General features: G+C 58.1%; 31 protein-coding genes. 5 read left to right on the top strand and 26 right to left on the bottom strand.

What is annotated here, in order from left to right:
• Positions 1–20: 20 nt before the first annotated feature.
• Positions 21–947: a transaldolase gene (tal, locus tag PFLQ2_RS10120; RefSeq protein WP_003183365.1), complete on the bottom strand. Its 927-nt coding sequence runs from the start codon at positions 945–947 to the stop codon at positions 21–23.
• 177 nt (positions 948–1,124) lie between these two features.
• Entirely contained in the window at positions 1,125–2,135 is a 1,011-nt protein-coding gene (dusA, locus tag PFLQ2_RS10125; protein WP_003183363.1) for a tRNA dihydrouridine(20/20a) synthase DusA, read from the bottom strand.
• Positions 2,136–2,238: 103 nt separating this feature from the next.
• On the opposite strand from dusA, the gene PFLQ2_RS10130 reads away from it, so the two are divergent.
• A complete protein-coding gene (locus PFLQ2_RS10130; RefSeq protein ID WP_003183362.1) occupies positions 2,239–3,390 on the top strand; it encodes a site-specific integrase in 1,152 nt (383 codons plus the stop codon).
• On the opposite strand, the gene PFLQ2_RS10135 is transcribed toward PFLQ2_RS10130, so the two are convergent.
• The 11 genes from PFLQ2_RS10135 to PFLQ2_RS27965 form a co-directional block, all read right to left on the bottom strand.
• Complete coding sequence (locus PFLQ2_RS10135) at positions 3,365–3,640, bottom strand: pyocin activator PrtN family protein (RefSeq protein ID WP_003183360.1); 276 nt, start codon at positions 3,638–3,640, stop codon at positions 3,365–3,367. The two genes, PFLQ2_RS10130 and PFLQ2_RS10135, sit on opposite strands and share 26 nt — an antisense overlap.
• 256 nt (positions 3,641–3,896) lie before the next feature.
• Positions 3,897–4,442, bottom strand: coding sequence for a DUF2786 domain-containing protein (locus PFLQ2_RS10140; protein ID WP_003183358.1), 546 nt, complete (start codon positions 4,440–4,442; stop codon positions 3,897–3,899).
• 277 nt (positions 4,443–4,719) lie between these two features.
• On the bottom strand, positions 4,720–4,983 hold the full coding sequence (locus tag PFLQ2_RS10145) for a hypothetical protein (protein ID WP_003183356.1): 264 nt from the start codon (positions 4,981–4,983) through the stop codon (positions 4,720–4,722).
• Between the two features lie 57 nt (positions 4,984–5,040).
• Positions 5,041–5,235 carry a hypothetical protein gene (locus PFLQ2_RS10150; RefSeq protein ID WP_225970839.1) on the bottom strand — a complete coding sequence of 65 codons (195 nt, stop codon included), beginning with the start codon at positions 5,233–5,235 and terminating at the stop codon, positions 5,041–5,043.
• Positions 5,236–5,243: 8 nt separating this feature from the next.
• Complete coding sequence (locus PFLQ2_RS10155; RefSeq protein ID WP_003183352.1) at positions 5,244–5,582, bottom strand: DUF7673 family protein; 339 nt, start codon at positions 5,580–5,582, stop codon at positions 5,244–5,246.
• A 58-nt stretch (positions 5,583–5,640) separates the two neighbouring features.
• Entirely contained in the window at positions 5,641–8,493 is a 2,853-nt protein-coding gene (locus PFLQ2_RS10160) for a toprim domain-containing protein (protein ID WP_003183350.1), read from the bottom strand.
• Between the two features lie 6 nt (positions 8,494–8,499).
• Entirely contained in the window at positions 8,500–8,733 is a 234-nt protein-coding gene (locus tag PFLQ2_RS10165) for a hypothetical protein (RefSeq protein ID WP_003183349.1), read from the bottom strand.
• A 75-nt stretch (positions 8,734–8,808) separates the two neighbouring features.
• Positions 8,809–9,180, bottom strand: coding sequence for a hypothetical protein (locus PFLQ2_RS10170; RefSeq protein ID WP_003183347.1), 372 nt, complete (start codon positions 9,178–9,180; stop codon positions 8,809–8,811).
• Positions 9,177–9,467: an ogr/Delta-like zinc finger family protein gene (locus PFLQ2_RS10175; RefSeq protein ID WP_003183346.1), complete on the bottom strand. Its 291-nt coding sequence runs from the start codon at positions 9,465–9,467 to the stop codon at positions 9,177–9,179. Before PFLQ2_RS10175 ends, PFLQ2_RS10170 begins: the two co-directional genes overlap by 4 nt.
• A complete protein-coding gene (locus tag PFLQ2_RS10180) occupies positions 9,464–9,937 on the bottom strand; it encodes a YmfL family putative regulatory protein (protein ID WP_003183344.1) in 474 nt (157 codons plus the stop codon). The genes PFLQ2_RS10175 and PFLQ2_RS10180 overlap by 4 nt, the downstream gene beginning before the upstream one ends.
• Positions 9,938–9,966: 29 nt before the next feature.
• Entirely contained in the window at positions 9,967–10,179 is a 213-nt protein-coding gene (locus PFLQ2_RS27965) for a DNA-binding protein (RefSeq protein ID WP_033046145.1), read from the bottom strand.
• A gap of 84 nt (positions 10,180–10,263) precedes the next feature.
• Between PFLQ2_RS27965 and PFLQ2_RS10185 the strand changes: the two genes are divergently transcribed.
• From PFLQ2_RS10185 to PFLQ2_RS10190, 3 genes are all read left to right on the top strand, one after another.
• Positions 10,264–10,584 (top strand): helix-turn-helix domain-containing protein, encoded by a 321-nt coding sequence (locus PFLQ2_RS10185; RefSeq protein WP_003183342.1) that lies wholly within the window; start codon positions 10,264–10,266, stop codon positions 10,582–10,584.
• Positions 10,585–10,595: 11 nt separating this feature from the next.
• Positions 10,596–10,940 carry a DUF2511 domain-containing protein gene (locus PFLQ2_RS27960; protein WP_033046143.1) on the top strand — a complete coding sequence of 115 codons (345 nt, stop codon included), beginning with the start codon at positions 10,596–10,598 and terminating at the stop codon, positions 10,938–10,940.
• 346 nt (positions 10,941–11,286) lie between these two features.
• Positions 11,287–12,672 carry a KAP family P-loop NTPase fold protein gene (locus PFLQ2_RS10190; RefSeq protein ID WP_003183341.1) on the top strand — a complete coding sequence of 462 codons (1,386 nt, stop codon included), beginning with the start codon at positions 11,287–11,289 and terminating at the stop codon, positions 12,670–12,672.
• A 47-nt stretch (positions 12,673–12,719) separates the two neighbouring features.
• On the opposite strand, the gene PFLQ2_RS10195 is transcribed toward PFLQ2_RS10190, so the two are convergent.
• The 13 genes from PFLQ2_RS10195 to PFLQ2_RS10245 all read right to left on the bottom strand — a co-directional run bounded on the left by PFLQ2_RS10195 (position 12,720) and on the right by PFLQ2_RS10245 (position 24,691).
• Positions 12,720–13,982 (bottom strand): phage late control D family protein, encoded by a 1,263-nt coding sequence (locus tag PFLQ2_RS10195; RefSeq protein ID WP_003183339.1) that lies wholly within the window; start codon positions 13,980–13,982, stop codon positions 12,720–12,722.
• Positions 13,979–14,419, bottom strand: a complete 441-nt coding sequence (locus PFLQ2_RS10200) for a phage tail protein (RefSeq protein ID WP_003183338.1) — start codon at positions 14,417–14,419, stop codon at positions 13,979–13,981. Before PFLQ2_RS10200 ends, PFLQ2_RS10195 begins: the two co-directional genes overlap by 4 nt.
• Positions 14,420–14,424: 5 nt before the next feature.
• Positions 14,425–17,370: a phage tail tape measure protein gene (locus PFLQ2_RS10205; protein WP_003183336.1), complete on the bottom strand. Its 2,946-nt coding sequence runs from the start codon at positions 17,368–17,370 to the stop codon at positions 14,425–14,427.
• On the bottom strand, positions 17,360–17,479 hold the full coding sequence (locus PFLQ2_RS28915; RefSeq protein ID WP_003183333.1) for a GpE family phage tail protein: 120 nt from the start codon (positions 17,477–17,479) through the stop codon (positions 17,360–17,362). The genes PFLQ2_RS10205 and PFLQ2_RS28915 overlap by 11 nt, the downstream gene beginning before the upstream one ends.
• An 8-nt stretch (positions 17,480–17,487) precedes the next feature.
• On the bottom strand, positions 17,488–17,817 hold the full coding sequence (locus tag PFLQ2_RS10215; protein WP_003183331.1) for a phage tail assembly protein: 330 nt from the start codon (positions 17,815–17,817) through the stop codon (positions 17,488–17,490).
• A gap of 50 nt (positions 17,818–17,867) precedes the next feature.
• Positions 17,868–18,383, bottom strand: a complete 516-nt coding sequence (locus PFLQ2_RS10220; protein ID WP_003183329.1) for a phage major tail tube protein — start codon at positions 18,381–18,383, stop codon at positions 17,868–17,870.
• Positions 18,384–18,439: 56 nt separating this feature from the next.
• Entirely contained in the window at positions 18,440–19,609 is a 1,170-nt protein-coding gene (locus PFLQ2_RS10225; RefSeq protein WP_003183327.1) for a phage tail sheath protein, read from the bottom strand.
• A gap of 111 nt (positions 19,610–19,720) precedes the next feature.
• Positions 19,721–19,963 (bottom strand): phage tail assembly chaperone, encoded by a 243-nt coding sequence (locus tag PFLQ2_RS30675; RefSeq protein ID WP_225970881.1) that lies wholly within the window; start codon positions 19,961–19,963, stop codon positions 19,721–19,723.
• A gap of 172 nt (positions 19,964–20,135) precedes the next feature.
• A complete protein-coding gene (locus PFLQ2_RS31040) occupies positions 20,136–22,256 on the bottom strand; it encodes a phage tail protein (RefSeq protein ID WP_003183326.1) in 2,121 nt (706 codons plus the stop codon).
• Complete coding sequence (locus PFLQ2_RS10230) at positions 22,253–22,870, bottom strand: phage tail protein I (protein WP_033046571.1); 618 nt, start codon at positions 22,868–22,870, stop codon at positions 22,253–22,255. The genes PFLQ2_RS31040 and PFLQ2_RS10230 overlap by 4 nt, the downstream gene beginning before the upstream one ends.
• Entirely contained in the window at positions 22,870–23,781 is a 912-nt protein-coding gene (locus tag PFLQ2_RS10235; protein ID WP_003183322.1) for a baseplate J/gp47 family protein, read from the bottom strand. Before PFLQ2_RS10235 ends, PFLQ2_RS10230 begins: the two co-directional genes overlap by 1 nt.
• The gene (locus PFLQ2_RS10240; RefSeq protein ID WP_003183319.1) at positions 23,778–24,122 is read right to left on the bottom strand and encodes a GPW/gp25 family protein; all 345 of its coding nucleotides are present in this window, start codon (positions 24,120–24,122) and stop codon (positions 23,778–23,780) included. The genes PFLQ2_RS10235 and PFLQ2_RS10240 overlap by 4 nt, the downstream gene beginning before the upstream one ends.
• On the bottom strand, positions 24,119–24,691 hold the full coding sequence (locus PFLQ2_RS10245) for a phage baseplate assembly protein V (protein WP_003183317.1): 573 nt from the start codon (positions 24,689–24,691) through the stop codon (positions 24,119–24,121). Before PFLQ2_RS10245 ends, PFLQ2_RS10240 begins: the two co-directional genes overlap by 4 nt.
• 134 nt (positions 24,692–24,825) lie before the next feature.
• Here PFLQ2_RS10245 and PFLQ2_RS27950 point away from each other — a divergent pair, with 134 nt between their 5' ends.
• Positions 24,826–25,389: a hypothetical protein gene (locus PFLQ2_RS27950; RefSeq protein ID WP_033046140.1), complete on the top strand. Its 564-nt coding sequence runs from the start codon at positions 24,826–24,828 to the stop codon at positions 25,387–25,389.

The raw sequence follows: 25,389 nt of genomic DNA, 5'->3' as shown, positions 1-25,389 counted from the left end.
TTCATGCTGCTTGTATCGCCTTACAGCTTGGCTTGCAGCAACGCTTCCAGCTTTTCCTGGTCCCGGGCAAACTGACGAATACCTTCAGCCAGTTTCTCAGTCGCCATGGCATCCTCGTTGGACAACCAGCGGAACTGGGATTCGTTGAGGTTCAGGCGTGTTTCCCCGGCTTGCCCCGGCGCCAGCTTGCGCTCCAGCTTGCCTTCGTCTGTCGCCAGTTTCTCCAGCAGCTCCGGGCTGACGGTCAGGCGGTCGCAACCGGCCAATTGCTCGATCTGGTTGAGGTTACGGAAGCTCGCGCCCATGACTACGGTCTTGTAGTCATTGGCCTTGTAATAATTGTAGATGCGCGTCACCGACTGTACGCCCGGATCATCGGCGCCGGTGTAATCGTTGCCATTGGCTTTCTTGTACCAGTCGTAGATACGGCCCACGAACGGCGAAATCAGGAACACCCCAGCATCGGCACAGGCCGCAGCCTGGGCGAAGGAGAACAACAGGGTCAGGTTGCACTGGATGCCTTCGCGCTCCAGTTGCTCAGCGGCGCGAATGCCTTCCCAGGTGGAGGCGATCTTGATCAGCACGCGCTCACGGCCAATGCCTGCCTTTTCATAGAGGTCGATCAGGCGATGGGCACGCTTGAGCATGGCATCGGTGTCGAACGACAGGCGCGCATCCACCTCAGTGGAAATACGGCCTGGAATCACCTTCAGGATCTCTTGCCCAACCGCCACGGCGAAACGGTCGCTGGCCAGGCCCACATCACCTTTGCAATCCGCCACGCAGGCATTCAGCTGCTCGGCATAGCCGTGGATGGCCGAAGCCTTGAGCAGCAGGGAAGGGTTGGTGGTAGCGTCGACGGGCTTGATGCGGGCGATGGCCTCGAAGTCGCCGGTATCGGCCACGACGGTCGTGAATTGCTTGAGTTGTTCCAGCTTGGAAGTCATGAGTATGCTCTGTCCTATGGGTCTGTTGACATTACCCGAGGGCCGGCAGCCACTCAAGGGCGTGTAGAGGTATCGAAGGCCCCGGCGGCAACAACCTGAAAACGGCTGTTTGAAAGGCCAGGGCGGTATCGGTAGATACGATGCCAAAACAGGCCGCAGGTTCAAAGCAAGTGACGGTTAACGCCCTTCCAGCAACTGCCCTGCCTGATCCAGCAACGCCAACGGATCCTGGGTCTTGTGAATATCCACCGACAACAACTGCCGAAACCGTCGCGCTCCCGGGAAACCGGTACCGAGCCCGAGCACATGGCGGGTAATGTGATGCATTGCGCCACCCGCGGCCAGATGATTGGCGATATAAGGCCGCAATTGCGCCAGCGCCTCGGCCCGACTGATCACCGGTGCGGTGCTGCCAAACAATTGCTGGTCCACCTCGGCCAGCAGATACGGATTGTGATACGCCTCGCGCCCCAACATCACGCCGTCGAACGTCTGCAGATGCTCATGGCACGCTTCGAGCGTCTTGATCCCGCCATTGAGTACGATCTCCAGCTCTGGAAAATCCGCCTTCAACCGCGCCACCACGTCATAACGCAGCGGCGGAATGTCACGATTCTCCTTCGGCGACAACCCCTCCAGAATCGCAATCCGAGCGTGCACGGTGAAACTGGTGCAACCCGCTTCACGCACCGTTCCGACAAACTCACACAACTGCTCGTAACTGTCTCGCCCATTAATCCCGATGCGGTGCTTGACCGTCACCGGAATCGACACCGCATCGCGCATCGCCTTCACACAATCGGCCACCAGATCCGGATGCCCCATCAGGCAAGCGCCGATCATATTGTTCTGCACCCGGTCGCTGGGGCAGCCGACGTTGAGGTTCACCTCGTCGTAGCCGTGCTCCTGGGCCATCCGCGAACAGGCGGCCAGGTCTGCCGGGACGCTGCCGCCGAGTTGGAGGGCCAGCGGGTGTTCGGCCTCGTGGTGACGCAGGAAACGCTCATGGTCGCCGTTGAGTAGCGCGCCGGTGGTGACCATTTCGGTGTAGAGCAGGGCATGTTTGGAGAGGATGCGTAGGAAGTAGCGGCAATGGGGGTCAGTCCAATCCATCATGGGTGCAACACTAAAGCGCCGAGACAGCGTAGGCCGCGTATTTACTGGGCTAAGGCTCTGTTTATCTAGCATTTTACTCAACGTGTTTTGGGCGTGATTTCGGGCGTTTTCAGGCGTTTTTTAGGGCTCGGTGGTACGATGTACCACTTCAAAACTGACGCGTACCACTTTTGACATGGCGACTATCAGGGCAAGAAAACTGGCGGATGGGTCTGTTAGCTACACGGCTCAGATCCGCATCAAGCGCGACGGAGTGCAAGTCTATCAAGAGAGCCAGACCTTCGCCCGAAAACAGGCGGCACAGGCCTGGGCACGCAAGCGTGAGTCCGAACTGGATGAACCTGGTGCGATTGAGCGGGCGAGTCGCATAGGTGTCACGCTCAAAGACATGATTCACCAATACCTGATCGAGGTTGAGAAAGCCCGGCCGCTGGGCAAAACCAAACGCGCAACGCTTACGGCCATCGGCGAAACGTACATGGGCAAGCTGGCTGATACCCAGATCAATACCCAATGCCTGGTCGATTACGCGCTATGGCGGATGAGCCCCGAAGGTGGAAGCGTCCAGGCGCAGACCGCTGGCAACGACCTGGCGCACCTCGGCGCCGTGCTTTCCATCGGCAAGGACGCTTGGGGTTATCAGCTTGACCCTATGGCTATGGGTGGCGCACGGCGCGTACTGCGCAAGCTAGGCTACAACCTGAAGAGTCGCGAGCGTGACCGTCGCCCCACGCTGGATGAGTTGGGGACGCTCATGAAGCATTATCAGGATATGCAGGCCCGGCGCCGAAGCATCATCAACATGATGAAAGTTGTGGGCTTCGCCCTGTTCTCGACGCGCCGTCTCGACGAAATCACCCGGATTCGCTGGGACGACCTCGACGAGCCCGGCCAGCGAGTGCTGGTGCGCGATATGAAGAACCCAGGCCAGAAGATCGGCAACGACGTCTGGTGCTACCTGCCCGACGAGGCCTGGAAAATCCTCCAAACCATGCCTCGAGCCGGCGAGGATATTTTTCCGTACAGCCCTGAATCAATCTCCACATCCTGGGCGAAGGCCTGCAAATTCCTGGAAATCAAGGATCTGCATTTCCATGACCTCCGTCACGAAGGGGTAAGCCGTCTGTTCGAAATGGACTGGGATATCCCCCGGGTGGCAAGCGTTTCAGGACATCGGGATTGGAATTCGCTGAGGCGCTACACCCACCTACGTGGCAAGGGTGATCGCTATGTGAAGTGGGAATGGTACGAAGAGATATTGAGGGCGCCCGTCCAACTGGGCGCCGCATCAATGAAGTGGCTCAAACGGCGTGTTTTAACCCGTTGAGCTGGTTGTTCTCCTTAACCGCGGCTGCGCGCTGTAGATCGAGATACGCAGCCAGGTCGGTGATATGGATCCCCTTGGCCGACTTCTGGCTGCGTTCCAGGCGAGTGATCGGGATCTTGATTTGCCCACTCATCACCTTGCGTTGAAACATGTCGGGCGTCAGGTGCGTGAAGTAGTCCCGGCAAACCTGCTCCAGCGAGATAATCGCCTGGCCGTCGTACTGGGCCATCAGGATAAAGGCTGTGTTCATGATGTCCCTCACATCCGAAACGATTGATGAATAAACGTCGGCCGGCCCGCATGTCCCGTCGGCTGTGCACTGTCGGTCTCGATCTCGCAAATAAAACGATGCTGTTCCCGGTTCGGTGCGCTCAAGGCCTGAGTGAGGCCCGGCACCGCGCCGAGGCATTGCTCATAGCCATCTGGCCCATGCCAGCTTTGCGCAGGCAGAACCTGGCAGTCAGTACGAGTTGCGTCGCTGCATAAGTACAAAAGCAGGAGGACTGTCATACGTTCCCCTTCCGTTCAAGGCGGGGGCGGACAGGTGTTGGTCTTATCGCTGAAGCCATGGCGACGACCCGCATATCGCTTTCGCTCAGTTCCATGTCCCTGCTGCCTGATGAGGTGGCGGGAAACAATCGATTGGCCTGTACAAATGCGGAGAAGGCCTCGTCGAAGTGCGCGGCCAGCGCATTCCTCAACGTGTCGAAGTGAAGTTCGAACTCAATTGCCTCAGCCGGTGTAACTTCCACACCGACCTTTTTTGGTCGGCTCTTGCTGGTATACAGGCTGGGAGCGCATGTATCGCAGACCTTGGACATGATCTGCGCCGCGAGCTTTCGGTCGTACCGATTCAGAATCGGAAACCAGCGGATTTCTCGGCACTCCTCGTTTAAATCATCAAGGGTTAAGCCGTGACGCGCTAACAAGTTATCGAGCATGCGTTGCGCATTTTCCTTCTCGCCGCCTTCCCCACGCTCTGCGAGGGCCATCAGCTTGCGTAGCTTGGCCTGGACCTTCGCATGGCCTCCACGGGGCATTTGTGCTTGCATGGTGCTTCTCCTGGTAAGCGGTGGGGGAGTTGCCGCTCCCCGCGTTCCGCCTTTTTTGATTGTCAGCGTGCGTAGCGACGCGTTTGGTTTTGTCTTATTGCTTCCCGCTCTGCCATGAAAGCTGCCCACTCCAGCGTTTTTCGCTTCTGGCGAATCCGACTACAGGCCTGGTGCGTGCGGGTGGAGCGCGCTTTGCCACAGATATCGCAGCGGCTGGGCAGGTCGAGGCGTTGACTAGCCATGGCTGGCCGTGTCCTCGCTGGGCTGACAGACATAATTATTTCCCTCCCATGAGCATGCGCGTCAGGGCGTTGGGCTGGCCGTCCGGTGTCAATTTGCTCAGCGGCTGGGTGGTGGTGCGTCCATTGGCGCTACGCAATGTGGCTACGTCGCCGTTGATCTCTTCAATCACAGCTTTGCGGGCACTGAAGCGATAGCTGCGACCACCGCCACTGATTGCCACGTAGCTGACCGTGTCGCCGATACTCAGCGAGGTTGTGGTAGCCTCTGCGGCGCTACCTTGGGTTTGATTCGCTTGCATGGTGCTTCTCCTTTGGTGGTAGGTGTCGGGGAGTTGCCGCTCCTCGACACCGTCTTTTCAGGCCGTTCTGGCCTGGTCTTGCTTGATGATCGCTATGACTTCGTCCCTGTCTTTTGCATAAGCGAAAGGCAGGTCGGCGCCTGGGCGAGTGATGGGGTACCGCGCTTCAGGCAACCGGCACTCGGCCACGGTGTAGCCGCTGTCGGTGATCCAGCAGTTCTGCTGCATTTGCCCGTCTCTGTTGCGTTTCACTGCCCACTTCATGCCCAGGCCCTACGCAGGTCCTGCCAGATCGCATCGCCGTCTGGGAAGTAGGTGTGAACCTCTTGCTCGGGGCTGTTATCCAGCCGAAGGACAGCTATGCAGTCGTCAAACAGGCCAGCATCGAGGCTACGCAGCTCGGTCAGGTCAAACGGATGTGCAGGGCCGTTGTACAAACCGAGCAAAAAGCGCCCGACGACCCCACTTTGCCCGGTGTCGCGCTGGGCGACTGGCAGCAAGCGAACCAGCGCTTCAACGCCCGCTTTGCGTATGGCCGGACGCTCGGCCTGGTACTGGAACAACTCGTCAAAAGCATCTTTGATAGTTTCGTTTTGCATGGTGCTTCTCCTTGAATGGCAGGCGTTGCCGCGCCTGATGTGTGTTGCTGTCGAATGGTCAGGCCTGGAAGTGCCAACACTTCACGATGGGCTGCTTGGTGATAACCGCGTTGCTGTTCTTGGCCTGGTAAGCCCGTACCGCGCTGTCCGTCGCCTTGTTGATGTCGATCAGCTTCCGAGAGCGGGAGTCCTTCAGCCGCTCGCGCAGCTCACTGACATCAGCGATTTTCTGGCGATGCTCGGCGGCGCACTTCACGAAGTCGTTGAGGTTGATGGCGATGATGTTGTCTTTCTTGCTGTGATTGACCACGGGGCCATCGGCGTCGAGACCTTCCAGGTACTCGTAAACCTCCCAAAATTCGGCCACGACCGGATGGTCTGAGCTGATGGAGGCCTGGCGCTCTATCGCCATGCGAATGATCTGGGTGCGGGTGTTGCTGACCTGTGCATCGGTGAGCGAAACCACCATCCTCAGGCAGTCGAGCAAAGCGAGCAGTTGGGCGTGGTTCTTGTTGATACGCTCGACACGGATGTAGCCGCGTAGCTTGTTGCCGCAATGGGCACAGTCGCTTTGCTCGTCTTTGAAAGGGGTATCGCAAGCGAAGCAGTGCGAGTGCAGGCAGCGGAGTTTCGCTTCGTAGCCGGGTAGGCGCTGTGCGAACAGCTCCATGACGTCGGCTTCTTTGCGCACGGCTTGCAACACGAAGTTGCTCAGCGTCGCGCCTTCCAAAGCGTTGAGTAAGTCCGCAGCAGTGCGGCTCTCCGGGGTCACGTTCGGTCGCACGAAGTGCAGTTTGACGATCCGGGTCATGATCGCTTCGGAGGCCACTACCGGCGCGTTCTGACTGATGGCGATCGTTCCCCGAAAGGGCGGCTCATACGTCTCGTTGCCGGCGGTTTTAACACCTTTGGTCGCCAGCGTGCCGCCGCCGTAGTAATCCTTCAGTTCATCCCATTCGAAAGTTTTGGCGTGCGCCTTGTCTTCGCCGCTTCGGTCGGATTCCAACAACACGATAGGCATGCCAGACACCTGACCCATCAAGCGGCTGCGGCCGGCCTTGGTGGATTTGGAAGGGTCGAAGCCCTCATACCCATCACGGCCGAGTAGCTTCCATAACAACGTCAGCAAGGTCGTCTTGCCGGCGCCGGCTTCACCGGTAGCCTCAAGGAACGGGAACGATTGGTAGCGATGACGGATTTGTTCGGCGAACAGCGAGCCGAACCAAAACGTCAGGGCGACGATTCCCTGGGTACCAAAGCATTGCCAGAGCAGATCCAGCCAGCGCGGGTCGTAGTTTTTGGCATCCTTGGTCAGCTGGATCTTCACGCCTTTCTGCAAGCTTTTGAGTTTCAGCTTGCCCATTTCGAAGAACTCTTCCTCGTTGATATTGATCAGTTGCCCTTCACGAACGGCCACGTCGTTGAACACGTAGCAGCCGTACTCCCGGCTGTAGCCGACGTAGTCGATGGTCTGGACGGTTTTGATGCCGAACAGTTGGTCCTTCATGATTTTGTCCAACTGCTGTCCGCTGCCGGTGAACACCGCCCCGGCGCCCATGCCAAGAAGCCTTTTCTTGAACTCACTGGCAGCAGCGACCTGGCCGCCGGTGAAGGTGTTTTTCACTGAGCCGCCGTCGTGTGGGAAATCGACGCGGAAGAAATACCAGGACTCGTCGGTTATCTCGTTGCGCTGGAAATACAGTGCCTTGGGATAGCAATTCGCGATCTCGACCACGCAGCCGGACATGCGCAGCGCCTTTTCGCGGATGGCCTTTTCGTTGAGCAGTTGGTCTTCCTGCTTGTCGCTGTCATCGAGTGCCTGTTTGGCACTGTTGAATTTGGATATGTCCAACTTCCACCAGTACAAGCGCGAGTCGAAACAGAAATGAAACTCTTCCCGCTCGCGCCACTGGTACATGAGCAGGGCTTTGTCGCTGGCGCTTTCGGCAATCAGCAGCGCGCCGTGGTGCCTGGCTTCTTTGAGGTCTTTTTCGATCCGCTGCGCTCGTGCCTCGTCATCGTCCAAAAATGCCCAGCGCTGATGCAGGTCGTTCCAATCAACCTTACGGTTGTCGGGCTGCGGGATCTGGGCGGCCTCACAAACAAAGCCCAACTCCCGCGCTTGCTTGACCCATGACCGGGTGTATTTCTGCGCGCCAGGCTCGTTGTCCAACGCCCAAACCAACTTGGGCGGCTTTCCTTCACAGTCCGCGATCAATGTCTTGAGCGATTCTTCAGGGAATGCATTCGAGGACAGCGCGGCGACCGCAGAAATGCCGTTATGGATGAGCGCTATTGCGTCGAAAATGCCTTCGACAATCCACAGTTCATCAACCTGAAGGACATCAACACAAGGTGGGCACCACCAGTAGCCCTTGTAGCTTTGCTTGGGTTGGAAACGGGCTTTCTTCTTACCAAAGCGCGAGGGCTGGTCAATCAAGCGTTCCCAATAACCGCCGTGTTCGAGAGGGAACCGCACCGTGGCCGAGCCGATATTTAGGTCGCGGTCAAAATAACTTTCCTGGGTGTACCAGCCTTCAATCAGTTCAAGACGGAAGCCGCGAGCAAAGGCCAGGTACGCCTTTGCAGTGGCGGTTGGCTGGTCATTGGTGGCTGGCGCACGCTTGCTCCAATCGTCAAACAGGTCGGGGTACAGCTCTTTTACTGGGGCCTGGTACCGGCACTTTTCCTCTCGGCCGCAGCGAATAAACCAGGGCTCATCGTGGCGAGAAAACAAGCGCTTTTGGTTGCACTGTGGGCATGTGCCTTTGCGCATGTAATGCGTGCCGGCCATATGTTGCAGGCCGTAATCGGACTCAAGGCGCTGAAGCACGTCAGCGCGCAATTGGTGTTCCATGGGCTTGCGTATAAAGGCGTGCGCGCCATGGGTGATGTCGAGTCGCTTATTCATCGGGGCTTACTTCACTTCGCCGAGACTGTGTTTAAGGGCGCCAATCAGGCGTTTTTGCGCGGCCATTACCGGGAAGGCCGCGAGCAACGAGCCATGCCTCAAACCCTCGGGGATCATGCGAAAGCGGTCGTCGTACCAATGCTCGTTAAACTGCTGGGCGTACTGATTCCGTAGCGCTTGGAGCAGCGCTTCGGCCTCTTCGCGGGGCAGTTTTGCGGTGATGGCGACGTCGATTTCCATGGTCCACCTCGGATTTCGGGCAAAGCTCACCCAAACCCACGGGAAGCGGGGTAGGGCGGGTTGTTTAAAGGGGGGTTACTGAGGTTGTTGCTTCAGCGCGGCATCGCGCTGGGCCAGCATCGTCTGTGGTAGCAGCCTTGCCGGGACCGGGTAGCGAAGGTCCGCCCGGGTGTCGATCAAATGGACGACGGTGCTGCCAGGGCTGGAGCCCCAGTCCACGCCGATCCACTTGCGTTTGTTGATGATCTGCAATTCAGTCCAGGCGTTGTGCACCAGTTGCTGTGCCATGAAAACTGGTACTTCCAATGCGGTGGTCATGTGCCGAACGCAGTTTTCATACAGCAGGTCTGAATCCACCAGGTGCTGCGCTTCGTGCCGTTCCAGGTAGGCGAATGCGGCACGTTGCATGCTGCTGCGATAATCGTGGTCAAGCTGTTCATGGTTCATTGCGCACACTCCATTTCCATTTGGTCGAGCAGGTCGGGTTGATCGTTGGCGGACTTCATCGCGGCGCGGCGCAAGGCGATGTCGGCGATAGGGAGCTTCACGGAGGGGTTAGCCATGCCGCTGGGGCTCATTTCATGAGTCATTTCGAATTCAGCTCGCACCGACCAGCCACAGGCCTCGTTGGTGCATTGCAGGTAGGCCACCCGCAGGAAGATGTGCGTGCCTTCGCTGGTGCGGATACGCATGCGGCCCAGGCAGTGAGGGCAGACAAGTTTGTAGGTGCTCACCCAGCGAACCCCCGGCCGTGCAGTTGGATGGTCGCTAGCACTTCGGCGTAGCGGGCGGACATGTATTTCATCAGAGCGGAGACGATCACCTCAGCCTCGCCAGCCTCAATGACACCGTCGTCCAGCGCTTGGGCGATGATCTGGTCAACCAGTCCGCGCTTGGCAGCCGCTCTTACTGAACGGTTGTACAGCTCGACGTTATCCAGCGTTCCAGGCACCGCTACCGGTACAAACATGCCTCCATACATGCCTGTGATGTAGTCAGCGAGATATGACGTCCCAGCCACTTGCTCGAGGCGATGGATATGTTCGTCGCTCAGCGGCCGGCTGCCGGCGCTCTCATAGGCCTGGTTATCAAACTTCTTGATCGGCATCCCAAGGTCAGCCGCGGCGTAGTGCCGGCCCCCGGGGTAAGCGGCAATGACGGCGCTGACTACGTCTTTGCGGTTGGCTAGAACTGAGCGTTTCATCTTCTGGTTTCCTACCTGAGCCAACGGGCCTAATTTGTGACGACGCCGTCTTTGATACCGAGCAACACCGCAGCACGGTGGGACTCGCCCCGCAGACATTTCTTCTGTCCGTTCAACACGGCGTACACCGTTGAGGGGGTCAAGTTGTGCTGATCGGCCCAGTCTTTGGCAGAGAGGCCTTGATGCGCGAGTCGCTCACGTGCCTTTTGGCAAGCTTGCTCCGTGGGGTATGCGTTCGGCATAGTCTCGTTTCGTGTGATTTCGTGTGATGACAGGCGAAGTATTTCCCATGATTGTGGGAATGTCAACTCGTCGTGGAGACGTTTGTGGGAATTGGTGATCGCCTTAAAGAAGAACGTGAGCGCTTGGGTTTTAATCAGACCGAGTTCGCGGCGAAGGCTGGTGCCTCTAAAAACAGCCAGTACAACTATGAGAAGGGCGAGCGCAGCCCGGATGCCAGTTACCTGGCAGCAGTTGCTGAACAAGGGGTGGATGTCCGTTACGTGGTGACCGGCCAGCGCTCATCTGTGGGTGAAGATCAGCTGTCCGACGATGACTTGGAAATCGTGATGCACGTGCGCAGCCTGGACAATGAGGATAAGGGCGCGGTGATGCGCCTTCTCAGGGCTTTTACGTTGAAAAAATAAGGAGTTGGGACATGAAAAGGATGACGTTATCGGTGATGGTTATGGCGGTGCTCGTTTCGGGCGTGTGTGGTGCTAAGGAGAAAAGCCAGAAGGTATCGAGCAAGGACTACGGAGACGCTTGGCCGTTTACGGTCGATAGCGTTGACCTGCTGTGCTTCGGACCGTCGCCCAAGGCATTGGCCCGAACCTCTGATGGTACCGTCTATGCATTGAGCGGTAGTGCACGGAGTCAGGCAAGTGACCGTGGTTGGTCGGACGGGCAGGACATCACCAAACCCAATCCAACGATGCCATCCATAAAGATGGACTACAGCGATATCGTGCAACGTGCTCAGGCGCTCTGCAGCGGGGCGTAATTTGCAATAAAGTTTTTTTCCGATGGGCTGGTGACACACCGAAACATGCTGAGAATGACGCACTCCCCGGGTGCTTTGGTTGGTGCCGATGTTGGTACCGGGCGCCCGAACGTGTTGAATGGAGTGACACATGTCGGTGATGAAAAAGGTAAACGTCGATCAATCTGAAGCAATTGAAGGGTCTGAACTGAATGAGCGTGAACGGAAGCTTGTGAAGCTATATAGATTGCTTGATGAGGATCAAAAAAGGACATATTACGGTTCATTAATGTCCTCATGCATATTTCCTAAAATACAGCCCGGCACAGTGTCGGGCTTCTTAAGTTTTTACAGGAGTAAATGATCCATGGATTCGAATGATATATGGGTTGGTGATCTCATGGATCGCCAACCCAGTGCCAAATTTTTAACATCTTACCTTCTCGCCAATCCGCATATAAAAGTGCTGAATGTTAATTCTCCTTGGGGGGCTGGGAAGTCTTTCTTTTTGAATAAATGGAAGGAGGATTTGGGAAGGGAGCATGTCTGCATTTTTTTTAATGCCTGGGAAACAGACTATACAGCCGAGCCGTTAATAGCGTTGGTTACATGTATAGAGCAGCAGACGGTGAATAAGTTATCGCTTGGTTCAACCGGTGCAGGGAAAAATGTAATTAAAGTCGCAAGTGTTCTAATGAAAAAAGCGGCCCCATTGATTGCAAAAGGATTAGTCAAAAAGTTCTCAGGGGTGGAGGTTGATGAGCTTTTGGGTAAAGAGGGGGGAGAACAAGCCGGAGAAACGGCGAAGAGTGTTGTAGAGGATCTGATAAAAGAACAGTCAAAAACGGCTGTTCATGTGGAGGATTTCAAGCAAGCTATTCTGGATAAATTGTCTCAAGCAGGGGAAGATAATAGTCTTAAAAAGCCGGCTTTTATTTTTATTGATGAGCTGGATAGGTGTAGGCCAACTTATGCAATTGAGTTGTTAGAGCGTGTAAAACACTTTTTTGAGCTGGATGATTGTCGATTTATTGTCGCCTCCGATTCCACTCAGTTGGCGCATTCCGTTCGAGCCGTTTATGGTGAGAAATTCCATTCTGAGCGCTATTTAAGTAGGTTTTTTGATGCTGAGTTCAGATTGGATAATTCGAATATGTTTGCTGTGGCCAAGCAGTCGGAGTTTGTTCATTCCTCTGCTAAACTGCATATAAGTATCAATGGCCATTCTGCGGCATACGGATTAGATAAAAGCATAGAGCCTAATAGTGGAACGGTTTGCACAGATGAAGCCGATTATCCTGAATGTGCTCTGATATTGGTGAGTATGGCAAAGTATTTCAGAGTGGAGCTGAGAGAGATGCTCAGATATGCTCAGCAAATAAATAGCATGGCCAGTGCTCTGCCGAAACATAATTTTCATTATTTTTGGGCGGCTTTTTTGATTTTCTCCAAAGCGGTCGATGAGGATTTATATCAGTCTTTAGGGTATGAAAATAAAGCCGATGCCGCTATCGATGCTTATGATGTAAACAAGGCTGCGCCGGTGAATTTTACTTTTGCGGACTCGCAAGAAAGTCTTGCGGGTGTGGCTAAATTTTATGTGCGGCTTAGTCATTCGTCACGTCAGCAGCTTAGGCATTACCTTAATAATTCTAAAGGTTGGCGGGAGCTAGTTGTTCCAGAAGTTCACAATAGTCATAAAATTCTTGGGGAGTATCGCAGATTGGTTGAGCTGGCGCATCGGCTGTCTTGATATGCTCTTACATTGTTTTCTGCTGTATTGCAGAAAACAATGTTAATTCATGAGGTTTTTAATCTGCTGAGTTCCCTTTTTGCTGCCCGGATCGCGGTTTTTTCTGACGCATACAACCACCGCAACCGCTTCGGCTTGCTCTGATCCCCCGCAGTCACCGTCTTCTCCTTCCCGGTTTTCTTGTCGCGATAATACGCAATGATACCCGTGTAATCCCCTTCGTTTTCCTCCGCCAGCCCGTCAACCGTATCCTCGGGCAGCTTGCTCTCCAACTCCAGGCTCACGGTGTACCCATTGTCTGGACTGAGGGTGTGCTGCACGTTACCGCCGTACCAGATGATCTCGCCAATTTCCGGCTTCACGCCCTGGAGCGTGTAGGTCAGTTCGGGAATGAGGTCAGGTCGACCCCGGGCTAGGGTATAGCTGAGCGTCGCGCTGCCACGTTGCAGGCGGTTGAATTCCGCCCTGGCAGCGCGCAGGGCGGACTGGCGGTCGCTGAAGGTGTGGCGCAGCTCTTTGAGGTTTTCACCACCACCGGCGATGGCCTCCTGTTTTTTCGCACTGTTCACGTCGTAGAAGTAGGCGCGCACACCGTCGTAGCTGTCGCGGTCAGCTTGCAGATAGCGGTGTTGGTCGCCATCGACGCGGGAGAGGGTGATATGCGGCAGCTCGGCGCCGGTGGCCGTCTTGCCGCCGCCGGCCGGCATGCACAGCAGGCAGCCGGCCTTGACGGTGACCACGGCGTCGAACTCTTCCCCCACGCGGCTGATCAAGTTGGCGTCGGATTCGTTGGCCTGGTCCAACTGCAGAATGGGCAGGCCGTCCAAGGCGCCGGAAATGGTGGCGGTGAGGCCGTTGCCCAGGGCGATGTCGCCCAGAACATCCCCGAGGGTGGTGTTGCTCCAGCTGCGCTCGCGCTTGGTCTTAAGGCCTTTGCGAAGGTCTGCCGAGCGGGCCCGGATGCTCAGTACGTCCGGCGCGCCGCTGTGTTCGGTTTCATCGACGGTGTAGGTGCCTTTATCCACCAGACCTGTGTCGCTCCAGCCCAGCCATAGTCGAATGGTCGCGCCTTTGGGCGGGATCGCCAGCAGCCCGTCATGGTCGCTGAGGGTGATGCTGAGCTGGTCGGCCTCGATACCGCGATTGTCGGTCAGCTCTAGGCTCATCAGCCGTGGGCTGATCAACTTGGCGATGTCGTTGCCATCGACCGTGATACGAAACGCCGGCACCGGATAGGCTGCATCGCGGCGGTAGCGCTCGACCAGGTCTTCGACGTAGCCGGTAACCTTGGACAGGGCTGCATCAATCACAGCAGCGCCCTCAAGATATTGACACCTGCGCTTGTACCGGCGCCGAGCAGATCGATCCGGTCGTCATCGATGCGCTTGAGGTTGATCGTGAATTCGATACGCCGAGGCGTGCCGTCACGGAAGAACAGCGTTTTGGTTTCGCTCAGGCCATCGATAATCCACAGGCCGTAGATCCGGCCACTGCCTTCAACCATCGGCCACGCCCTGCCGGTGTCTGCCATCAGGCGCAGGGCGTCGAGGCTCAGGGCGCTGCCGGCCAGCTCCGGCAGGATGACGCCGGGCAGGGTGATGGTGTCGTCGCCGCGCCCGACAAACTGCCGAGCCGGAGCGGCGCCGACGCGGCTGTTGCTCGCATGGCGCCACTCGGTTTGGCGTTGCAGCTCCTGGTAAGCGGCGGTGGACAGGCTGAATACGAACATGCCCAAGGCAAGCATCATGGGGATTACTCCAGATCTGACAGTTTGCTGCGCTGGCGGGCGGCCTTTTCGCTGGCGATGCGCGCCAGCTCGGCCCGTACGGCGCGGCTGATCGCCTGGGCGTCCATGCCTGGCGTGGTGTGGATGTTGATTTCGTAGGTGTCGTGGCTGTCATGAACCGGCGCCGGGGCAGGGCTGATGGGCGCACGATCATCGATCGACAGCGACGAGGCTGCGGCAGTCCCGTCCGGGAATTGCTGTAGTGGCATGGCAGCCAAAGGCATGGCGGATGCACCGAGTGCCAGCGTGCCGGCTGCCGTGAGCTGTTTGCTCAGGCTGGTCACGGCGTTGAGCGGCCCGTTCTGGCTGCCTTCAAGCCCCTGGGCCAGGCCTGCCATGGTGAAACCGCCCAGCTCCGCGAACACACGCGAGGGGCTGTGGATGTCGAGCTTTTCCTTGAACCAACCAATCACCGCATCGCCTGCCCCGGTGATGGCTTCCTTGGCAACAGTCAGGCTGTTGGTAATGCCATTTGCCAGGCCTTGAATCATCTGCGTACCCAGTTCAGCGAACTGTGCAGGCAGGCCTAACAGAAGGCTGAGCATATTGCCGATGACAGCGCCGAAGCGTTCGCCCATTGACTGAGCGGCGCCACCGACGTCTTCGACGGGCGCAAGTAGCTGACCAAACCAAGTGATCAGGCTGCTGACGCCATCTGATATCAGACTGAACAAGGGGCGTGCGATGCTGCCCAGAAGCTCCATGGCTGCGCCGACACCTGGCAGCGTCATGACGACTTGTCCCAGGTTCAGCAGCGATTGACCGAGCCCTGCAAAGCTATCGAGCACGGGTTGAAGAGCGCCGACGAGGCCCTGCCAGAAACCGAGGAAAAATCCCTTGATAGGGTTCCAATACTTGTAGACCAACACTCCCGCTGTAACCAGGGCAGCGATGGCCGCCAACAGCCAGCCTATGGGGGTCGCCATGATGGCGGCACCGACCGCGCTGATCGCGCCGCCGAGCATCGGCAGCAGGCTGGAGGCAGCCAGGCGGGCGCTGCTTACGAAAGCGGGTAACGCACTGAGCAATCCACCCGCCGAGCGAGTGGCTACCAGGGACCGCCAGACTTTCCCAAGCCTGCCAATGTTGGCACCGGCGCCTGCTGCTGCGGTGCGCGTGCCGATCAACTGGGCTTTAACAATGCCTAGGCGAATGCCAAACATCCCCATGCCATACCGCACCATGGCGAAGGGGCCGAGTAGGCTCGCCATCGTCAATGCCAGGCCACCAAACACGAAGGCCAGGCCGGCCACAGCCGCTACAACCTTGACCAGGCCGCCCGCCAATCGTGGGTTCTCCCGAGCCCAGGCGCCGATGCTGTTGGCAACCTCCCCGAGCGTGCTGATGATTTGTTTTAGTTCGGGCGCAACAGCGGCGCCAAACTCGGCAAGGGCGTTGGTGAAGCTGCCCTCTGCGGCCTCCATGACGTTGGTGAGGGTGGCGAGCTGTTCGTTGACCCGCTTGCGCAAATCGGCTTGGTTTTGCAGCTTCTGCTGCACTTCCCGATAACCCGCGATCCCCTTGTTCATCATAGTGTTCAAGGTGGTCATGGTTTCGGAGTCGTCGCCGAACAGCAGCTTAATCGTGGACGTGCGATCCTCGTCGTTGAGGGACTTCAGTTTTTCGACCTGGGCGAACAGGTTTTCCAGTCCGGCGAAGTTGCCTTTGTCGTCGGTGAACTTGAAGCGGATATTCTTGCCTTCCAGCTCCATGATTTTGTTGACGTCCTTGATCCCGTCTTTGTCCAGGCCGGCCTGGAATATCTTCCGGTAGGCGTTACCCGCTGCGCCACCTTCCATGCCAGCTTGGTCCATCATGATCAACAGCGGGGCCAGCTCGGCAGCAGCGTCGATGCCCGACTTCTTGATGGTGTCCATAACCGGCGCGATCTTGCTGAAACCCTGGAGCATGTTGGTCGGGTCTACGCCGGAGTAGAAGCCGCGCTGGATGATGTCCATCAGCGCCATCATGTCTTTTTCGGATGTTCGGGTGGCGTCCTGCATCTTCGCCGCAAATTCAGCTGCGGCGGTTACGGGCATCTGCAACTGAACGCCCAGGTACGCGGCCGCTTCACCGGTGCCGCCGAGAATGCTCTGCGCGCTCAGACCCTGGCGCCGCAGCATGGTCATCATCTCCTGAAAGTCGGCCGTGGTGCCGGGCAGGCGGTCGCCCAGCTTGGTCGCCAGGTCCGTGATTTTTTGAAAGTCTTCAGACACCTTGCCGGTGCCGTCCATCATCGAAACCTTGAGTTGCGTGGCCGAGTCTTCGTTCGGCGCAAAGGCACCGATGGCCTTAGCCACCGGCCGACTCGCTGCATACCCTACACCCAAGCCGGCGGCGCCGTTCATAGCCATGTTGCCGGCGAGGTTCTGTGTTTTCTCCAGCTTGGCGCGCTCGATGGCAAGGCGCTTTTGCTGAGCATTCAACGCGACCAGGCGTTTGCCCTGTTCGCTGATGCTGGCGTTGGTGGCGCTGATTTGCTCGCGCAGCTGGCGTTCGTGGCTGCTGAGGTTCTTGGTGCTGATGCCGGCGCCTTGCAGTTTGCTGCGCAGGGCCTGGAGCTGTTCGCCCTGTTGTTGATGCTGTTCCTTGAGCTTCTGGGCCTCACGTACCGCTGCGCGGAAGTCCCTGGTCATAGCCTTGGTCGGCGCGCCTGTAGCGGCGAACTGCTGGGACAGGGCCCGTACTTTATCGCGGGCGGCGACGAGGGCTTGCTCGGTTTGCTCGGCGGCAGCGCGCTGGGTGCGCCAGGCGCTGACGTCCTTCTGTTGAGCGTTGAGTTCCTTGAGGCGGTCGCGGGCTTCCTTGAGGGCGCGGGCGGCCCCGAAGCTGCCGTTGTTGATGGCCTTCAGGGGGCCGCTCGCCTTATCGATGGCATTGAGCAGCACCTGAAGTTTTAAGTCATTCGCCATCGGTGGAACTCCGCACCCGGGCGCGCTCGCGCCACTCCATCAGCTCTTGAAGGCCCAACTGGTCCATGTCAGCCGGTGCCCAGTGAAAAACCACGGCCAGGTCGGCCATGGCGTCTTCTACGCAACGAGGGACGCGTCCGTCTTCACCGACTTCTGCAACAAAAAACCGGAAATCTTGCTACCACAGGCGAGCAGGTCGGCCGGGTCCATGGTGGCGGCTTCGGGCGCGGTTATGCCCGGGCTGCTAATTCGCGGCAGGATCTTGATGAGGGTGGCTACGTCCATGTTCAGCAGCTCGACCAACTGCACGCCGCGCAGTTCGCCGGATTGCGGTTTGCGCAGGGTAATGGTGTCGATGACGGTCTTTCCACGAATGATCGGGGTGTCCAGGGTGACGGTGTTGTCGTCAACCAGGGGCAGCGCTTCGAGGGTGTCTTCAGGTTTCATATATGGCTCCAGATTGCAGGGTTAACCGCCCTGGGTCAGGGCAGGAATGATCAGATGCCGAGGGCTTGGCGTTGCTTTTCCAGCATGTCCACGCCATCGACGATTTCGATGAAATTGAGCAGGTCGATTTCGATGATCTCTTCGTTATCGACGATCAGTTTGTAGTAGGTGCAGGTGGTGGTGATGCTGTGCTCGGTGTCTTCGCCCGGCTGCGCATCACCCATTTCGATGGTCTCGTGCCTGCCGCGCATCACGACTTCCACGGCGCTGATCTCGGCGGTGTCGTCCTGCTGGAACGAGCCGGTGAAGCGCAACGCGACGCCCGAGGCGTTGACGGCGCCGAACTGTTTGAGAGCGATAAGATCCAGGCCGCCGGTCTTCCATTCGAATTGGATGCCATCATCCGAGAAGCCCAGATCGGCCTTGACCGGGCCGTTCATACCGCCGCCGCGATAGCCTTCCATCTTGCGGCCGAGCGGGGGCAGGGTGACGGTCTTGACCACACCCAAGTAGCTGTTGGCGTCGTTGAACAGATTGAGGTTTTTGAGTTTGCGAGGCATAGCCATGATGCGTGTCTCCGTTGCTCAGGCACGGGGCAGCTCCCCTTGCGGGGACGCCCGGGTTAGCTGTTGATCTTGCTGGCGAAGTCGATCAGGTAGCGATCAGTGATGCGTTGCCGCAACGTGAGGTCTTCCAGCGGTGGCACCGGCGTGTAGTCGTAATCCAGGAACAACTTGCCGGCCTTGAGCGTGTCTTTGTCGTTGGCATCGTCCGGATACCAGCACTTGCCGCCGATTAGGTAGCCCGCCGCGATCATCTCGCGGAATTTGGCGTTGACCCCTTCGATGATGTCGCGCACCAGGGACGCATGCAGCGGCTTGTCCACAGCCCACATGTGCGCTTCGGCCATAGTGTCGGCGAGGATCTGCGCGGTACGTGTGTAGTTCTCGAAGGCAAACAACGGGTCTTCGCTGGTGGTGCGGCTGCCCCAGAAACGAAAGCCACCCTCGTTAATGAGCGTGGTGACTTCGTTGCTGTTGAGGTAGTTGGCGTCCGTGGCCGGGTTTTGCAGATCCCAGAACACGTCGGCGCTGATGCCGGTGACGCCGTTGACCGCGACGTTGGACAGCGTCTTGTGCCAGCCCACTTCCTGATCGATCTTGGCGCGCAGGCCCAATGCCCGGGCCACGGCCGAGGCGGTGACGGTCGCGTTGGTAACGGTGCTCCAATTCTGGAATTCAGGCCAGATAACCATGGCTTCGCGGGCGCCGAAGTTGTCACGGTAGGCGACCACCTCTTCCTTGGTTTTGCAGTCCCAGGCGCTGACGTATGCGAAGGCGCGCAACTGCTGGGCGATGGTGACCAGGGCGGTAGCGACCGGTAGGCTGTCGAGGCCTGGCACACCCAGGATGCGCGGCACCATGCCAACGCGAGCCTTCGCGGCGAGCAGGGCTTTCAAACCGGTGTATTTACCCTCGGACGTGGTGGTGCCGATCAGGGCACTGGTGGTTTCTGCCTCGGTGGCGCCTTCTTTCACTCGCACGACGATGGTGTAGGGCTTGGTCTGATCGGCGATGGCCTGAAGACTCTTCGCCAGGGTGCCCGTGGTGCCGGCTTTACCGATGGCGGTTTGGACGTTGGTCAGCAGTACCGGCGTGTCGAATGGAAAGGCGGTGGCATCAGCGTCGTCGGCCGTGCAGACCATGCCGATAACAGCGGTGGGGATGGTGCGTATGGGGCGGGTGCCGTCGTTGAGTTCGATGACCCGCACGCCGTGAAGATAATCGGCCATGGGTTTGCCTGCGCAGTGATTGGGATGACAGTGCACAGGCTGCCGCGCGCGCGCCGATGGGGCGAGCGCGGGGGCTTGTAGGAAAGGATGGTACAAAGAGAAAAGCGGGTCCTATTGGGTCTGCTCAGCGATCCATGACGGTGCGACTGGTCGAAACTCAGCACCTGGGAATTCCCCTGTCTGAGGCCAGTCCCGAAGCGTCTGGCGATAGGTGAGCAGTTCTGAGAATTGCTCCGCTGTCAGGGAAGGGGCGCGGTTCAAATCCTGCTCATCTCGGTGGCGTGTGACTAGCCATTCAGTGGCTTGCAACTCAGAGTTACGCCATACCCGCTCGGCATCGACCTGGTCGAGCATGGGGCCCGCTGGCGGCGGGGAGAATTGACCATCTTCTACAGTCCATCCTGGTTCCACGTCTGAGGGGCAGGCTTGCCATATTAGATCAGGATGAAAGCGTTCTGCGGGATCGATCGTAGTGGTTTCAAACACCGTCCCATTTTCAATTCTTGCCCAGAACATACGGTTCCCCTTAATAAGTGATGAAGACACAGCCATCGGCACCCGCCTGCGAACGATTACCGACGCGACCGCCCCCACCCATTCCGGGTTGTGTCAACTGGGTGGTGTCAACGGCTGCGGAAATACTCTCCCCGCCGCCACCCGCGCCACCGTTCGCGCCAGTACCCGCTGAGTTACGTACAGGTGGATTGCCTGAGCCCAGCATGCCATTGAAGTCACCACCGGAGCCGTAACCACCTCCCGCACCGCCAGTGACCAAGCCGCCCGCGCCACCTGTCGCCGAACTATGGGGACCGAATGAAGAGGTACCACCCGGATTACCATTGGTGCTGGCGGCGGTCACGGAAGCGCCTCCCGCCCCAACGGTTACCGTAATGACGGAGCCTGGCGTGACAGGAACGAGTCGCTTGCTAAATCCACCTGCACCACCGCCGCCAGCTCCTGTTTCTAACGTTCCAAAGGCACCACTACCGCCACCACCACGCACCTCAACAAATACCTTCCACACGTTCGCAGGCACCGTCCACTGGTAAACCCCGGCAGTTTTGAACAATATTTTTGCGCGATAAGGCAGATGAACAGTTTGAGCAATTTCGTTCCATACCGGCGGCTCACCGGCGGAAACCTTGTGTCCGATATAGGCCCGCGTCGGACCGGAGGCATTGAAATTGATAATCGCCAGGAAAGTTTTATAGCTGGCCGTAATGTAGCCACCACTGACCAGAACCGTCATCGACGTACCGCCGGCTACATTATTCTCCGGCGGCCCCCCGATTGACGCTTCTGGATGTCCCTGAGTGAATGCTCGGTATAAACCCGGCTTGATGTCTGTTGAAAAATCAGCAATCAAAGGAATCTTCGCAGCATCCGCGCCCAATCCGAATGTATCCAGCACTGCACGGACTCTTTCGACCGAAGTGAATTGCTCCCAGGGCGACCAAACTCCGGCAGAGTTCCGGGTTCGCATGCAGGTAACTGGGACTGCGTTGCTCACCAGGGAATCCCACCATTGTGTCGCCATGTTGGAGCTACCGCGCTCCAAATGGAACACCGTCCCGTTAGGGATCGCCGACGCGGTTCCAGGTGTTAGGGGCTTGGTCCCCGTCGTGCTGGCGGTGACCATATAAATGCCGTTAAGAGCGAGGGTGTCGATGTTCCCTGTGTAGTTGGATGCGGTAGAACCAAGGCCAAACTGAGCCATGATGGCGCGTACCGCTGCCGACGTAGCGATTTGGGTGCTGTTGTCGGTACCTGCTACGGTCGGTGCCGTAGGCATTCCAGTTAGGGCGGGAGAATTTATCGGAGCGTAGCCCTGCGTCACGTTTTGAAACGTCAATGCCGTGGTGCCCAGAACAATCGTCCCGTCTGTTACCAGCTGCCACCGGGTATCGGCCTGGCTAGAGCCTTGTTCCACGGAAACCAGCAGCGCCGATGTCACCTCAGCGCTGCTGTCTGCATCTGGAGCGCGCTGCCAAGCAGCGCCGGCCGCGAGATAGATGCCGTTGTCCTTGGCAGCCGTCTGGTTCTTCACCAGCACCCGGTCGCCGGCCAGCAGCGTCACACCATCGACCACCTGCAATCCGGTCAAAGCGATGTTTCCCATAGTCGCTACGCGCACCGACTGCTTACTGTCGAGCTTGTACAACTCCTCACGAATTTTCGAATCCACATAGGTGCGAGTTGCCAGGACGACGCTCGGGTCGATCTTCAATTCAACGTTGGCGGTGTTGCTGACGATTAGATTCATTCGCACCACTTGGGTACGGCCTGAACCTTGAGTCAGTAGCGGCTTGAAACTTGGGGCGCAGTTCGCCACGGCGACCAGGTCCCCGTCGGCGTCATACAAACCTACCTCACGAATCCACCAGCCACCGATGTTCTCTGGAATGACCTGTTCGGCGACGATGATATTGGGATTGGCAGGATCGACGCTGAGCTGATTCAGTGGGGCGCGACGACGCTCGTTGATCAGGTGCGTCTGTTGCTCGTCGGGGATCGGATCGGTGTCGTTGGCATCACCGACGCCCATTTGTGCGAACGTCCAAGGAATGCCCAGGGCGTCCGCGTTGGCCTGTTTGGCTTTGCCGATAGCGGTGAGGATGGCGAAAAACTGGCTGTTTTGGTCTGTCATGGGTAGATGTCCATGGTGTCGATCTGGTGTTCACGGCCGCCCTGATGGATGTAGCCCGTGACCTCGATGTCTCGCTGTGTAGGTGGGTAGATATCAATCTCGTCGCCTTCGGTGACGCAGGCGCCGATATGAACGGAACCGGTGGTCTCCAGGCTGATGGCGAGCCCGGTGAGGTGGCGTGTCAGGGGCTTGGCATCGTCGATCAGCCAGGTCAGTTCCTGGTACATCTCTTCGGTGATACCCGTGTCCAGCACGCCGACCTTGAGCTTGAACGTGGCGCGAGGGCCGACCGGCACGGTCTGCCACCACTCGATGATTTCAATCAGGTAGCCGAGCGGTTCTACGACGCGTCGCAGTGACCCGATGGTGCCTTTGCGTGAGTGGATGTAGTACGCGCTGCGGATGGCGGCGCGCTTGGCCGCCTCGGTCCATTTGCTGTCCCAGCGATCCACGGAGAAGGCCCAGGCCAGGTAAGGCAAAAGGGGCAGCGGGCAAAGGTCGGGGTTGTACAGCGTGCGCAGTGGAATCGGTACACGCTGGATCTGGGCCAGCGCCTGCGCTGCTTGGCGCTCCAATGGCGTCGAATTGCTGGGGAGCAAGGGCGCGTCTGCCATCATTCAACCCCCAACGCCAAGTCGATGGCCGTGCAAAACGGGGCCTGGTACTTCGTGGCAACGATGTCCGCCCAGTTCTCCAGCACGACCTTGCGCACACCCTCAACGTGCAGTGAGGCATGGATAATCGATTCCGATACCTCCAAGCCCAGGCGTCGCCGCTGGTGCACGAAGGCCAGCAACTGCGCATTGGCCGCCGCGAGAATCAACTCGCTCTCAGGGCCGGACGTCGAAAGAAACAGCTTGGCCTTGACCTGGTAGTTGATGACCTGGGCGCTTTGCACGGTGAGCCGATCCGCGACAGGGCGGCGGTCGTCGTCGCTGAGGTAGGCATTGACCTTTGCCAGCAGCGCGGGCGAGGCGGTGCCGTCGCCCAGGATCGATTGCACCGTCACCACTGCCTCGGCCGGGGCGGGACTCTCGGCAGTGGCGTCGGCAACCTGGCCGTCAGCAGAGCGCGCATGAAAGATGTAACTGTTGCGCGGGCCGGCGGTGCTCAATCCTTCCCACGCCATTTGAGCCCGCTCCCGCAGGCTGTCGTCGCTTTCCATCAGCAACGGTACCGGCGGCACGGCCATGGGCTTGGCGGCCTGAATGACCAGGCGCTTGACATTGAAGTTGCCGGCCAGGTTCTCCAGGTCACTGCCCTTTGCCAGGGCCATCATGTTGGCGACGGATGCCTCATTGACGCGCTGACGCCACACCGTCTCGCGGTAGGCGTTCTCCTGGAGCAGTTTGGTCAGTGGCTCAGATTCCAGCTCAAGCCGTGCAGCGATTTCGGCCTGCTCTTCGACGGGCCAGAGGCTGATTGCGTAGGCCTTGCGCTCGGCGAGGATCTGCTCGTAATCGATCTGCTCCACGACTTCGGGCGCAGGGAGCTGGCCCAGGTCAATCGCGACGAATGAGTTCATGCGCTACCCCCCAAGTTCAAAGGCACGCTCAGGCTCAGCGGCTCGTTGCTATCGACGATGCTGCCCTCGATATCCAGCGAAGCTTGACCTTGCAGCGTGGCGCCCTGGAACTGCACGCGGCTCAGGCTGATACGGGGCTCCCAGCGCATCAACGCCATGACCGTGGCCGCGTATACCTGCAAGCGGGTGATGTCATTGAACGGATGGTCCACCAGCTCGGGCAACAGGCTGCCGTATTCGCGCCGCATCACCCGGGTACCTATGCGCGTGCTGAGAATGTCGCTCATGGATTGGGCGATGCTCTCCACGGTGGTGACGACGGTGCCGGTGTGTCGATTCATTCCGGTTTCCCCGTCTTGCCGCTGCCAGGCATGACGCCGCCGTGCAAGTGTTTCACCAGGCTGATGCCGGCAGCCACCACATCCACCGACACGGTGACTTTGCCGGTGACGTTCTGGTTGCCGGTCTGGGTGTAATCGCCCTGATGCGTGATGTCGCCGACGATCTTGATGCCGCCGGTGCTGATGAGGTTGGTGGTGCCGCCATCGGTGAGCGTGGCGTTGAGGTGGTGAGCGACGCTGTCGTACTCAATCACCGTGCCGTCCCGGTAGGTGACTCGGTGCAGGCCTTCGCGGTCGCCGTTGGCGGGGATTTGGTCGCTGAACAGGCCGGTCAAGGCGACGCCATTGCCGAGCTGGCCCGAGGGGCTGAACAACAGGACCTGTTCGTTGACAGTCGGAGGGTTCCACTCCCGGTCGGCACCGGCCCGCAGGGCGATCCACGGTAGCCAGGCGGTGGTCAGGGTTCCGGTTTTGACCTGCACACGCGGGGGCAGCATCTGGACGGCGGCGATGGTGCCGAAGCGGATGAGGTTTTCGATCAGGCGGGCGAGGGTGGCTAAGTCGTTCATGGCGCCCATGTTCGCGTCCCGCGCACGCGTGCACAGCAACCTAAGGTTGTATGCATTTAAGCTACAAACCCCAATAGACAGGGAGTCATGGAGGGCGTACTTTCCAGCCTTTCGTTAGGGCAGGAGCCAGTGTTGTGCTTTCAGAATTGGTAGCGAAAGCTTCATCAGAATCATGGGTTGGTCTTTCAGGCGTAATTTTTGGATCTTTGCTGACAACTTTTGGTGTCTGGCTTACCAACAATGCAAACGCGAAAAGGCAAATGCAGCAATTGGCTCATGAAGAGCGTCTTAGCGGTCAAAAAATAAAAAAGGAGCGCTTAGAGGAGCTGTACATCCTCGTATGTCATTGGGGAAACCTTTTCTTCAGCCAATACATGAGTTTAAATTTAGTCATGGAGGGGCATATTGATTACAACGAATATCTTGATAGAACCAGCACTAAAGACTTAGGCGGCTTCGATTTCAGCCGGATTGAAATGATCATCGATATTTATGGGGCCCAGTTAGGACCTTCTTATGAGAAAGTGATGGAAGCACGTGAGGCAATCAATGAGGTGAATGCCGCCCATAAGTTTGCGTATAAGCAAGGTCGGCCCGGAGACGTATACAAGCGCCCAGCTGCCGATGCACAAATGGCGTTTGGTGAAGCCTGCGATGAGCTTAAACGAGTAATCAGTGAAGCTGCACGTGCAGCATAA

Source organism: Pseudomonas fluorescens Q2-87, from assembly GCF_000281895.1.
In the GTDB taxonomy this organism is placed as follows: Bacteria; Pseudomonadota; Gammaproteobacteria; order Pseudomonadales; family Pseudomonadaceae; genus Aquipseudomonas; species Aquipseudomonas fluorescens_S.
Note: the sequence above shows the minus strand (reverse complement) of the source record. Positions and strands in the feature narration are given on the sequence as shown.